Origin of the sequence: Brachybacterium sp. EE-P12, from assembly GCF_003711805.1 — a bacterium.
Lineage (GTDB): Bacteria > Actinomycetota > Actinomycetes > Actinomycetales > Dermabacteraceae > Brachybacterium.
The window spans coordinates 87,439-99,658 of record NZ_QXCP01000003.1; the positions used below are offsets into that span (position 1 = coordinate 87,439).

General features: G+C 70.6%; 11 protein-coding genes. 8 read left to right on the forward strand and 3 right to left on the reverse strand.

Going from position 1 to position 12,220, the window contains the following annotated elements:
* Positions 1-29: 29 nt before the first annotated feature.
* Positions 30-1,667: a sodium:solute symporter family protein gene (locus tag D1648_RS01885; protein ID WP_370239754.1), complete on the forward strand. Its 1,638-nt coding sequence runs from the start codon at positions 30-32 to the stop codon at positions 1,665-1,667.
* Between the two features lie 63 nt (positions 1,668-1,730).
* Entirely contained in the window at positions 1,731-1,859 is a 129-nt protein-coding gene (locus D1648_RS18075; protein ID WP_122939123.1) for a putative transporter small subunit, read from the forward strand.
* Positions 1,860-1,991: 132 nt separating this feature from the next.
* Here D1648_RS18075 and D1648_RS01895 read toward each other — a convergent pair whose 3' ends face one another.
* Together D1648_RS01895 and D1648_RS01900 are read right to left on the reverse strand one after the other, a co-directional pair.
* Positions 1,992-3,065 carry a Gfo/Idh/MocA family protein gene (locus D1648_RS01895; RefSeq protein WP_370239743.1) on the reverse strand — a complete coding sequence of 358 codons (1,074 nt, stop codon included), beginning with the start codon at positions 3,063-3,065 and terminating at the stop codon, positions 1,992-1,994.
* Positions 3,066-3,204: 139 nt separating this feature from the next.
* On the reverse strand, positions 3,205-4,140 hold the full coding sequence (locus D1648_RS01900) for an aldo/keto reductase family oxidoreductase (protein ID WP_122939125.1): 936 nt from the start codon (positions 4,138-4,140) through the stop codon (positions 3,205-3,207).
* Positions 4,141-4,432: 292 nt separating this feature from the next.
* Here D1648_RS01900 and D1648_RS01905 point away from each other — a divergent pair, with 292 nt between their 5' ends.
* Positions 4,433-4,882: a DUF2871 domain-containing protein gene (locus D1648_RS01905; RefSeq protein WP_122939126.1), complete on the forward strand. Its 450-nt coding sequence runs from the start codon at positions 4,433-4,435 to the stop codon at positions 4,880-4,882.
* A gap of 243 nt (positions 4,883-5,125) precedes the next feature.
* Here the strand turns inward: D1648_RS01905 and D1648_RS01910 are convergent, their stop codons facing one another.
* Positions 5,126-6,421, reverse strand: coding sequence for an ROK family transcriptional regulator (locus D1648_RS01910; RefSeq protein WP_122939127.1), 1,296 nt, complete (start codon positions 6,419-6,421; stop codon positions 5,126-5,128).
* A 247-nt stretch (positions 6,422-6,668) separates the two neighbouring features.
* On the opposite strand from D1648_RS01910, the gene D1648_RS01915 reads away from it, so the two are divergent.
* The 5 genes from D1648_RS01915 (at position 6,669) to D1648_RS01935 (ending at position 12,087) form a co-directional block, all read left to right on the forward strand.
* Positions 6,669-7,652 (forward strand): carbohydrate ABC transporter permease, encoded by a 984-nt coding sequence (locus tag D1648_RS01915; protein ID WP_122939128.1) that lies wholly within the window; start codon positions 6,669-6,671, stop codon positions 7,650-7,652.
* Entirely contained in the window at positions 7,652-8,569 is a 918-nt protein-coding gene (locus D1648_RS01920; protein WP_122939129.1) for a carbohydrate ABC transporter permease, read from the forward strand. Before D1648_RS01915 ends, D1648_RS01920 begins: the two co-directional genes overlap by 1 nt.
* On the forward strand, positions 8,566-9,942 hold the full coding sequence (locus D1648_RS01925; protein ID WP_122939357.1) for an extracellular solute-binding protein: 1,377 nt from the start codon (positions 8,566-8,568) through the stop codon (positions 9,940-9,942). Before D1648_RS01920 ends, D1648_RS01925 begins: the two co-directional genes overlap by 4 nt.
* Positions 9,943-9,983: 41 nt before the next feature.
* Positions 9,984-10,943 carry a Gfo/Idh/MocA family protein gene (locus tag D1648_RS01930; RefSeq protein WP_122939130.1) on the forward strand — a complete coding sequence of 320 codons (960 nt, stop codon included), beginning with the start codon at positions 9,984-9,986 and terminating at the stop codon, positions 10,941-10,943.
* Positions 10,944-11,079: 136 nt separating this feature from the next.
* Entirely contained in the window at positions 11,080-12,087 is a 1,008-nt protein-coding gene (locus D1648_RS01935; protein WP_122939131.1) for a Gfo/Idh/MocA family protein, read from the forward strand.
* The last annotated feature ends 133 nt before the right edge of the window (positions 12,088-12,220 follow it).

Here is a 12,220-nt window from a genome sequence, read left to right on the forward strand (position 1 = left end):
TCCTCCTGCTCCTGTTCTACGGGGGCACCATGTGGATGTCGGTCGCGATCTCCCGGAAGAAGGAGAACGCCGACGACTACATGACCGCCGGCAACCGCATCGGCTTCGGCGTCTCCGCCGCGTCGATGACCGCCACCTGGATCTGGGCGTCCTCGATGTACGCCTCGGTCACCGCCGGCTACACCTACGGCGTCTCCGGCCCCATCCACTACGGGCTCTGGGGTGCGCTGATGATCCTGTTCATCTACCCCTTCGGCAAGCGGATCCGCGCCGTCGCGCCCCGCGCCCACACCCTTGCCGAGGTGATGTACGCCCGCCACGGCCGCTCCTCGCAGCTGATGCTCGCCGGCTCCAACGTGCTCGGCTCCGTCATCTCCCTGACCTCGAACTTCATCGCGGGTGGGGCGATCATCGCGATGCTGTCCCCGCTCAGCTTCGGCGCGGGCATCCTCATCATCGCCGGCGGCGTGCTGCTGTACACCCTGTGGTCCGGCTTCCGCGCCTCCGTCCTGACCGACTTCGCGCAGGTCATGGCGATGCTCGGCGCGGCCGTCGTGATCATCCCGGCCGTCTTCTTCCTCGCCGGCGGACCCTCGATGTTCGCCGAGGGCGTCTCGGCCGGGCACGTCACCCCGCAGCAGGAGAGCTTCTTCTCCTCCGACGCCTTCATGAACCAGGGCGCCCCCTACATCGCCGCTGTGCTCGCCTACGCGATCGGCAACCAGACCATCGCCCAGCGCCTCTTCGCCGTGCGCGAGGACCTCATCAAGCCCACCTTCATCACCGCGACCGTCGGCTACGGCGCGACCGTGATCGGCGTGGGCATGCTCGGCGTGATGGCGCTGTACCTGGGCATCGAGCCCATGGGCGGCGACGTGAACAACCTGATGCCGCAGATGGTGGGCACCTACCTGCCCGTCGCGCTGGTCGCGCTCGCGTTCATCATGATCGTCGGCTCGCTGTCCTCCACCGCCGACTCCGACCTCGCCGCGCTCAGCTCGATCGTCATGACCGACATCTACGGCCAGTCCGTCGGCCGACGGAACGCCGACCCGAAGCTCATGCTGCTGATCGGCCGGATCACGATGATCGTCGCGACGGGACTGGCGCTCTACTTCGCCACCGCCCGCTTCAACATCCTGGACCTGCTGGTGTTCGTCGGCGCCCTGTGGGGCTGCCTCGTGTTCCCGGTGATCGCCTCCTTCTACTGGAAGAAGGTCACGAACAAGGCCTTCACGCTCTCCGTGATCGCGGCGCTGGCGGTGTTCCTGCCGGTGCGCTTCCAGCTGATCCCGCTCGAGGGCGCCTGGGCGCTGCTGGTCGAGCTGCTGGCGATCATCGGCGTCGGCGTGGTGCTCGGCATCATGGCCTTCGGCTTCTTCGGCCTGCGCCCGGCGATCGTGATCGGTGCGACCACGACCATCGCGGTGCTGCCCTTCGGCTTCGGGTTCCTGCGGGACTTCGAGACGCTCTCCGGCTCCCTCGTCGCCTACTCGGTGTCGTTCCTCGTGTGCTACCTGCTCAGCGTGCGCTCCTCGCAGGACTTCGACTTCTCGGTGATCAAGAAGGTCACCGGCGACTTCGACGAGGAGACGCCGGTCTCCGGCGCGGAGCCGCGGCCCGGCACCGACCCCGACGACCTCGACCGCGTGACCGCCGATCGCTGACCTGCCCGTTCCCATCTCAGCGGGCCACGACCCCGGCCCGCGCCCCTCGAAGGAGGAGAGACCATGACCGCTCTGCTGACCGCCTACGTGCTCATGTGGCCCGTGCTCGTGCTCGGGATCCTCATCACCATCGCCCGCGGCTTCGCCAAGGACGTCGCCGAGGCCCGCAAGGAGGGCCGCCCGATCATCTGAGTGCCGATCTGGGCTGTGAGCCGCCGGTCGCGAGGCCGGCGCTCCGGGCGACCTGCAGAATGGGGCGTCTGGCGGCATGCCGGGGCGATGAGCGCCGCGGCGTGCCGCTGGGCGCCTCTTTCTGCAGGCGGATCAGTTCCCGACGCCGCTGTTGCGGTAGGCCTGCTTGAGGATCCGCAGGGACGTCATCGCCTCGGCCGGTCCGATCCAGAACGGCTCCGGGGCGTCCAGGCCGGCGTAGAAGTCCCGGATCAGCTCCTCGTGGGAGATGCCCCAGTAGGAGCGGCCGCCCGCAGTCGCGACCCGGTCGGAGAAGGTGTCCACGCGCCCGTCCTTCCAGCGCACCGTCAGCCCGCCGGCGGCGCCGGAGCGCACCTCCAGGTACGCGTGGTCCGTCTCGACCTCGAGCTCGACGGGCCGGGCGACCGGCGCGGTGAGCGTCGCGAAGAACGTGGTGGTGATGCCGGAGGCGTGATGGAGGACCAGATCGGCCGTGTCCTCGGTCTCCACCACGCCGGCGAACTTCTTCTGCGAGACCAGTCCCTCGGTCCGCTCGACCGGGCCCAGCAGCCACTGCACGAGGTCCAGGGTGTGGATCGCCTGGTTGATCAGCAGGCCGCCGCCCGCGGTCTCCCAGCGGCCGCGCCACGGCTTCGCGGCGTAGTACTCGGCCGTGCGCGTCCACACCACCGAGGCGTACGCCCCGCGCACCGCGCCCAGCTCACCGCTCGCGAGCAGGCGGGCGAGCTCCTGGCTGCCGCGGTTGTAGCGGTTCTGGAAGCAGATCGCGATCTTCGGCGCGCCCGCGCCGCCGTCGGCCCGCGGGGCGGAGGTCGTGGCCAGCGCCTCGACCAGGCGCTCGCCCTCGGCGAGGGTGTGCGCGAGCGGCTTCTCCTGCAGCACGTGCACGCCCCGCTCGAGCGCGGCGAGGGAGGGGCCGACGTGCTGGTCGTGCGGGGTGGTCACGTGCACCGCATCCGGTGAGAGCTGCTCGATCAGCTCCTCCGCGGTGGCGAAGGTCGGCACGGACAGCTCGGCCGCGGCGCGCTCCCGGGCCGCGGGGTCGACATCGGCGACGCCCACGAGCTCGAGCCCGTCGATCGCCTCGATCGCTTCGACGTGGACGACGGACACGTCCCCGCAGCCGATCAGTCCGATGCGCCGCTGCGCCATGAGCCGTGCCTCCTCGCCGCTCCGCTGCGGCATCCGGGAAAGATGTGAACAGTCCGTCCCATTGTGCGCGGAGGCGGTGACGGCACGGCAGCCGTTGCCGCGCGATGCCCCGGGCGGCGTCCCGCTGTGCGAGGGGCCGCCGCAGGACGAGCCGTCGTGCGCGCTGCCCGGCTCAGGGCACCATCCACCCGGCCGCGCGGAACAGCTCGTACCACTCGGCGCGGGTCAGCGGCACCTCGGAGCCGGCGGCGGAGTCCGCGACCCGCTGCGGGGTGGTGGTGCCCAGCACCACCTGCATCTGCGCCGGATGGCGGGTGATCCACGCGGTCGCGATCCCCTCGGGGGCGACGTCGTACTTCGCGGCCAGACGGTCGATCACGGAGTTCAGCTCGGCGTGCTCGGGGTGGCCGAGGAACACTCCGTCGAAGAACCCCGCCTGGAACGGGGACCAGGCCTGGATCGTGATGCCGTGCAGGCGGCAGAAGTCGAGGATCCCGCCGCCGTCGCGCACCAGCGACTGCTCGGTGCCCTGCATGTTCGAGGCGATGCCCTGGGCGATGATCGTCGAGTGGGTGATCGACAGCTGCAGCTGGTTCGCCACGATCGGCTGGTCCAGGTGCTTCTGCAGCAGCTCGATCTGGCGCGGGGTGTGGTTGGAGACGCCGAAGTGGCGCACCTTGCCGCTGGAGTGCAGCTCGTCGAAGGCGCGGGCGACCTCCTCGGGCTCCACCAGCGCATCGGGTCGGTGCAGCAGCAGGATGTCGAGGTGGTCGGTGCGCAGCGCCCGCAGCGAGCCCTCGACCGACTCGACCAGGTGCTCGTAGGAGTAGTCGAAGTGCGGCCCGTCGGTGACGATCCCGGCCTTGGACTGGATCGTCACCTGCTCCCGCTCGGACGGGCTCAGCTGCAGCGCCTGCGCGAAGCGCTCCTCGCAGCGATGCTTCCGTCCGCCGTAGATGTCGGCATGGTCGAAGAAGTCGATGCCGGCCTCGCGCGCCGTGCGGACCAGGGTGCGGATCTCCTCGTCGGACTTCTCGGCGATCCGCATCAGGCCGAGCACGACGTTCGGCGCGCTGATCTCGGTGCGGGGGAGCGTGAACTGCTTCATGGCATGACCTCGTCGGCATCGGGGGCGGGTCGCCGCGCTGCGGCGCATCGACGCCCGGCAGGCGCCGCCGTGCAGAAGCCTAGACCCCGGCCGCTGTGCAGTTCGTCGGCCTGCTCCTCCCCCTGTGCCTCGAGGAGTCCTCGGCATCCCGTCGGAGGTGTCGGAATCGGGGGTCGATTCCAGCACCTGAGAGGGGACGCCCCCAGCGCGGCAGGGCGGCGCGGGAGGGGACGAGGCGAGGATCCATCGTTCGGTGGATCCGGCCGACGGCGAGGGCTCCTAGGTTCGAAGCATGAACCGACTGATGAACACCGCATTCGCCTACATGGTCCTCGGCCTCGTCTCGGGGCTGGGATACCGCGAGTACACCAAGGCCACCGACACCCTCGGCGTCGACAGCCAGCTCTCGACCCTGCACACGCACTTCCTGGCGCTGGGGATGATCGTCTTCCTCGTCGTCCTCGCGCTGGACGCGCTCTTCGGCCTCAGCGGTCGACGCTCCTTCACCGTCTTCTACTGGACCTACAACGTCGGCCTGCTGATGACGGTCGTGATGCAGGCGGTGCGCGGCGTCCTCACCCTCGACGGCCAGGACCCTGCGACCACCACCGCCGCGATCCCCGGCGTCGCCGGGCTCGGCCACATGCTGCTGACCGTCGGCCTCGTCGCCCTCTTCGTCGCCCTGCGCGCCGGGATCGCGGAGCGTGCCGCGCGTGAGAAGCACGCCCCGGTGACTGCCTGACCTGGGTGGGCGCGTGCGGGCACGGCAGCCGGCCCGGTGGCGGCGAGCCGCCGTCTCCCGCTCAGCGCCGGCGATCCGTCGTCGCCCGCAGTGCGCTGCCCGCGAAGCATCGCCGGTGCGGCACTGCCCCTGCGGTGCGCAGCCGAGGATGCGTGATTCTGAACCGCTTCCGGCCAGGAAGTGGTTCAGAATCGCACCTTCTCGAGGCAGGGCGTGGCAGGGCAGGGCGAGGCGGGGCAGGGCTCAGCGGGTGGCGGGGGAGAGCTCGCTCTGCAGGAACAGCGCGGCCGCGCCGAGCGCGCCGACGTCGCCGCCGAGCCGTGAGGACTCCAGCCGCAGCTGCTCGGGCGGGGCGTCCCGGCGCACGCTCTGCTCGACCGCCGGCAGCACATGGGGTGCGAGCGTGTCCCAGTGCGGCCCGCCCAGCACGATCCGGTGCGGGTCATGGATGCCGACCAGGGTGCGCAGCGCCTCCCCGAGCGCGACGCCGTAGGCCGTGAGCAGGCCCTGCATCCGCTCGTCTCCCTCGGCGGCCGCGCGGGCCAGCTCCTCGAGCGAACCGGAGGGGGAAGCTGCCGGCCCGGGCTGCGCTTCGGCCGAGCCGGGCTGCGCGTCGCCCGCCCCGGGCTGCGCGTCGGCCGGAAGGCGCGTCGCCTCGGCCGGGGTGGGCAGTCCCTGCGCCGCCGCGGCCAGGAGAGAAGAGACGTCGGTGAACTGGCTCAGGCACGCCCGACGTCCGCATCCGCACACGGGCCCCTCCAGACCGGTGGGCAGATGCCCGATCTCCCCGGCCAGCGCCGCCGCCCCGTGGTGCACCCGGCCGCCGACGCTCACGGCCGAGCCGATGCCGGCGCCCGTGAAGACGTACAGCACCGTCTCCTCGGGGCGCTGCCCGGTGGACCAGTTCTCGGCGGTCAGCGCCGCGTTCGTGTCCTTGTCCAGCACCGCCGGCAGCCCGGTCGCGGCCTCGAGCCGGGCGACCAGCGGCACGCCGCGCCAGCCCGGCAGCCAGGGCGGGTTCACCACCACGCCTTCGCGCACGTCGATCCCGCCGGGGCTCGCGACCCCGATCCCGAGCATCGCCTCGCGCGCCGTGGCCCCGGCGGGTGTGCGCCAGCCCTCCGCCTCGAGCGTGGCCTGCATCTCCCGCAGCGCCTCCGCGATCCGGTCGATGTCGGCGGCAGGGTCCTCCGTCGGCGCGGGCAGCGAGCGGTGGGCGACGGGCCTGCCCAGCAGGTCCACGATGACCAGCGCGATCTGCGAGGGATCCAGGTGCACGCCCGCGGCCAGCCGGGCCGTGGGCACGACCCGCAGCACGGTGCGGGGCTTGCCACGCGAGCCCGCGAGCGTCCCGTCGGTCTCGATCAGGCCCTGCTCGCGCAGGCGCCGCGTGATGAGGGAGACCGCCTGCCGGGAGAGGCCGCTGGTGGCGACGACCTCCGACTGCGAGGTGCCCTCGGGGGCGTGGCGGACAGCGTCGAGCACGATGAGCTCGTTGCGCTGCCCGAGGTCGAGCATCGTCGTGCCCTGCACGGTCACCTCCCGGGTCGTCCGGATTCCCCGGCGGATCCGAGTATCTCCCGCCGGACCCCTTCCTTTTAGTCCAACGGTGTGAGTAATGTACGTCACCGAGCGCCGCACCGCGGCGCCGGGCCCGCCCCCCGATGTCGAGGAGCGCGGGTCGGGAGGCCCTGCAGGACCATGGCCTCCCCTCGGCCCGGGGATCGGGTCGGGCGTTCCATCGGCACGACACGGACGTCGTGCCCCAGCATGGAAGGAGGGACGGATGAGCACATCGCAGGCAGTCGACGCGCGCAGCGCGGATCCCGGCGGAGCAGCCGAGCCGGCGACCGTCGACCCACCCGCTCGGGCCCGCAGGTCGACGGTGCGCCGTCGCAATCTGCGCACCGCCCTGCTGTTCATCTCGCCCTGGATCATCGGCGTGCTGATCTTCATCGTCTACCCGGTCGCGTACTCGATCGGGCTGAGCTTCACCCGCTACTCGGGCATGGAGGCCCCCACCTGGGTGGGCCTGCAGAACTACGTCACCGCTTTCCTGGACCCGCTGGTGCGGACCTCCGTGGGCAACACGGTGTTCTACGCCGTGATCGCGGTGCCGCTGGGTCTGGTCGTCGCGCTGACCCTCGCGATCGCGATGAATCAGAACGTGCGCGAGGTGGCGCTGTACCGCACGATCTTCTACGCCCCCTCGCTCATCCCGGCGTTCGCGATGTCGTTCATCTTCATCGTGTTCCTGAACCCGCAGTTCGGCGTGTTCAACCGGATCCTGAACGTCTTCGGCGGCTCGAACGTGAACCTGCTGGGTGATCCGACGGGCGTGAAGATCGCGATCATCCTCATGGCGCAGCTCGGCGCGGGCAACGCCGCGCTGATCTTCCTGGCAGGGCTGCGCAACGTCCCCAAGACCGTCTACGAGGCGGCGCGCGTGGACGGGGCCGGGCCGATCCGGCAGTTCCTCTCGATCACCTTCCCGCTGCTGACCCCGGTGCTGCTGTTCAACCTGATCACCGGCGTCTCCGGCGCCCTGCAGGTGTTCACCGAGGCGTACATCGTCACCAACGGCACCGGCGACCCGGATGCGGGTGCGCTGTTCTACATGATGTACCTCTACAAGAACGCCTTCGGCTTCGCCGAGCTGGGATACGCCTCCGCGCTCGCGGTGCTGCTGTTCCTCGTCGGCCTCGCCCTCGCCCTTCTCATCTACTGGCTCTCGCGCCGGTTCGTGAACTACGACGTGGAGGCCGGCTGATGAGCAGCATGATCCAGACCGACACCCAGTCCGTCGTGCGGTCCAAGAAGGCCGACGCGGAGACCTACAACCGCCGGGCCGACGGCACGCGCCGCCCCTGGTACTCGACGCTCACCGCCCGAGTGGTGATGATCGTGCTGAGCCTGCTGTTCCTGCTCCCGCTGTACTGGATGATCGCCTCGGCGCTGAAGTCCGACGAGGAGCTGGCACAGTTCCCGCCCACCCTCATCCCGCGCAGCTGGGAGTTCGGGAACTTCGTCGAGGCCGTCACGGCCATGCCGTTCCTGACGTTCTTCGCGAACTCCGCGATCATCACGGTCTCCGTGGTGGTGCTCTCGGTGCTGTCGAACTTCGTCATCGCCTACGGCTTCGCGTGCATCGACTGGCCGGGCCGGGACAAGCTGTTCTACGTCGTGATCGCGACGCTGTTCCTGCCCTTCCCGGTCACCCTCATCCCGATGTTCGACCTGTGGGCTCGGCTGGGACTCGTCAACACATTGTTCCCGCTGATCATCCCGGCGGCGTTCGGCTCCGCGTTCTACGTCTTCCTGCTGCGGCAGTTCATGCTGCAGATCCCGCAGGCGATGCTCGACGCCGCCCGCGTCGACGGCGCCAGCGAGTGGCGGATCCTGTGGACCATCGCCTTCCCCACCTCGTTGCCCGCTCTGACGACGGTCGCGATCTTCGCGGCGGTCGCCTCGTGGAACGACTTCATGGGACCGCTGATCTACCTGCAGGACCAGGAGGTCCAGACCCTCTCGATCGGTCTGCAGGCGTTCCGTTCGGTCAACGCGCAGGACGTCTCCTTCAACCTGCTGATGGCCGCCTCGTTCCTGGTGATCCTGCCCCTGCTGGTCCTGTTCTTCGTCTTCCAGCGGTACTTCATCCGCGGCATCACGATCGGAGGCTTCAAGTGATCTCGAGGCGATCCCTCCTCACCGGCGCCACCGCCGCCGGGCTCGCGCTCGGCCTGGGCGCCTGCGCCTCCTACCCGGATCCCGGACCGAACGTCATCCGCTACTGGGGCGTCGGCGCGGCGGACAAGGACAAGGACGAGCAGGTCCGCGAGGCCTTCCGCGCCACCGATGCCGGGAAGGACGCCCAGATCTACATCGATCAGGTGCCCTCCTCCGGCGTGGCCGACATGTCCCAGATCATCACGGCCGTGCGCGGCGGGACCGCCCCGGACCTGTGGTGGATGGACCGCTTCAACGCGGTGCAGAACGCGTCCATCGGCCTGCTCGAACCGCTCGACGAGCTCATCGAGAAGTACGAGGACGTCTCCCCGGAGGAGTTCAAGTCCCAGTGGATCCAGTTCGCCGTCGACGAGCTGACCTACGACGGGAAGCTTTACGGGCTGCCCTGCACGACAGACGCCCGCGGCCTCATGTACAACGAGGACCTGCTGCGGGACGCGGGCGTGGACCTGGACCTCTTCGACGCCGACCAGCACGTGCTCACCTGGGACGAGCTGAGCGAGGCCGTCGAGCAGATCGTCGAGATCGACGACCGCGGCAACTACACCCGCTTCGGCTTCGCGCCGTGGCTGGGGGAGGGCTGGCCCTACACCTGGGCCTTCGGTCTCGATGCGCAGGCGTACGACAACGACACCGCGACCGTCACCCTCGACTCGCCCCAGTGGGAGTCGGTGTTCCAGCTGTACGCCGACTGGGCCGAGCGCTTCCCCTACGCCACGGTCGACGCGTTCATGGCCACCTACCAGCCGCCGAACGCGCCGCCCACCCAGACCGCGATGTTCAGCGGCCACCTGGGGATCGACATCACCGGTCCCTGGCAGATCTCGGCCAACGAGAAGTACGCCCCTGATCTGCCGCTGAAGTTCACCTATCTGCCGGTCGCGCAGGAGGGCGATCCCACCTACACCTGGTCCGGCGGGCAGTGCCTGGTCATCCCGGCCGGCGCGAACATCACCAAGACCCTCTGGGAGTTCCTGAAGTTCTACGCCGGCTACGAGGGGCAGTCCCGGGTGGTGCCGCAGTACGGCAACCTCCCCACGAACCTCAAGGCCATCGAGGAGGGGACGTACAACCCCAAGGCCGAGCTGTTCCGCAAGATGCTGCCGAACTCGACCTCCCGCCCGCCGCTGCCCGTCGGCTCGGCGATGTGGGACACGCTCACGCGCACCCGCTCCTCGGTGGCGCTGGGCTCCCGCACCCCGGCCGAGGCGGTCGCCGACAACCAGTCGATGATCGCCCCGAAGATGGACCTCTTCGAGGGCTACCGGATGCCGGACACCTACGGCCAGCCGAGCCCCGTGCCGGGCAGCTGAGAACCACCACCACCCATCGACGGGAAGAAGGAACCCACCCCATGACCCACCCCCTGCGCATCGCCGTGCTCTCCGCCTGGCACGTCCACGCCGAGGAGTACGGCCGCGCCGCGATCGACCACCCGGACACGGAGCTCGTGGCCGTCTGGGACGACGACACCGGCCGCGGCCGCGAGCTCGCGGGCCGCCTCGGCGTCCCCTTCGAGGCGGACCTCGACACGCTCCTGGCCCGCGAGGACCTCGACGGCGTCACGAACACGACCGCGACCACCGACCACGACGAGATCCTGGGCCGCGTCATCGCCGCCGGCAAGCACGTCTTTACCGAGAAGCTGCTCTCGCCGACGGTGGAGGGCTGCGACGCCCTGACCTCGGCGGCCGAGGCCGCCGGCGTGCAGATCACCGTCTCCCTGCCGCGCCTGTCCCACGGCTACACGCGCGCGCTGCGCGAGGTGCTGGACTCGGGCCGGCTGGGCCGGCTCACCTACTCGCGGGTGCGCCTGGCCCACAACGGCTCGACCGCCGACTGGCTGCCCGAGCGCTTCTACGACCCGGCCGAGGCCGTCGGCGGCGCCTTCTCCGACCTCGCCGCCCATCCCGTCTACCTCACCCAGCTGATCCTGGGCGAGGAGGCCGCGACCGTGCGCGCGAGCTACACCGACATGACCGGGCGCGGCGTCGAGGACAACGCCTCGGTCACGATCATCACGCCGGACGGCGCGATCGGCGTGATCGAGACCGGCTTCGTCACCCCCGCGAGCCCCTTCTCGATCGAGATGCAGGGCACGGAGGGGGCCCTCCTGTTCGACGACGCCGAGCAGCGGATGCGCCTGGGCACGGCCGACGGGTGGGAGGACCTCCCGGTCCCGGCCGACGCCCCCGCACCCTTCGACCAGTGGGTCGAGGCGATCCGCACCGGTGTGCGCACCGAGGAGAACCTCTCCCGCGCCCGGGCGCTGACCGCCCTGACCGTCGCCGCCAACGCCGCAGCGACCGCCTGACCCCGGCGGCCGGCGCCGCCGGCGCGTCGGCCGCCCACGATCCCGCCGGCCCCACCGGGCCGGCCCCGTCGGCCCGACCTCGTCGGCCCGGCCCCGCACGACCCGCAGACCAGAACCAGACCTCGCAGGAGCACCCATGACCCTCACCCTCCCCGTCCGCATCGGCATCATCGGCGGCGGCGGCATCGCCAACGCCCACCTCAAGGGCTACGGCGCGATCCCCGACCGTGCCCGCGTCACCGCGATCGCCGACGCGAGCCCGGAGACCCTCGCCGCCCGCACCGAGGAGACCGGCGCGAGAGGCTACGCCGACTTCCACGAGCTCGTGCAGGACCCCGAGGTCGACGCCGTCGACATCTGCTTGCCCCACCACCTGCACAAGGCCGCGATCGTCGCCGCCGCCGAGGCCGGCAAGCACATCCTGTGCGAGAAGCCGCTGTGCCTGACCGCCGAGGAGGCCGCCGAGGTGCGCGCCGCCGTCACGACGGCCGGCGTCACCCTCATGTGCGCCCACAACCAGCTGTTCCTCCCCGCCGTCGCGAAGGCGAAGGAGATCATCGACTCGGGCCAGCTGGGCGAGGTCTACGAGGTGCGCACCACCGACTCGTTCTACAACGACTTCGACCCCGCGAACATGGGCTGGCGCGCGCACACCGCGACCAGCGGCGGCGGCGAGTACATCGACACCGGCTACCACCCCACCTATCTGCTCATGCACCTCTCGGGCGGCAGGCCCGTCTCCGCCTTCGCGATGATGTCCACGCATCGGCTGAAGTTCATGGAGGGCGAGGACTCCGCGCAGGTGCTGGTCCGCTTCGACAACGGCTCGGTGGGCCAGCTGGTCACCTCCTGGGCCTATGAGGCCGCGCCCGGCACGGACCGCTTCTCCGTGGTGGGGGAGAAGGGCTCGCTCTCCTCCGACGGCACGACGCTGCGCGTGAAGCTGCGCGGCGGCGAGGAGCAGGTCTTCGAGCACGAGCCGGTGGACACCTTCGTCGCCGAGATCGCGGACTTCGTCACCTGCCTGGAGACCGGCCGACGCCCGCTGAACACCGAGGACGAGGGCATCGCCGTGCTCGGCATCATCCTCGCCGCCTACGAGAGCTCCCGCACCGGCAGCGCCGCCGACGTGATCAGCGTCTGAGGCCCGCTTGGGCCGGGCGGCCCGGTCGTTCGGCCGCCCGAGCCGCGTGAGCTGGCCGAGCCGTTCGAGCCGCCCGAGCCAGCCGAGCCGCCCGAGCCGCGCGAGCTGCCCGAGCCGCCCGAGCCGCGCGAGC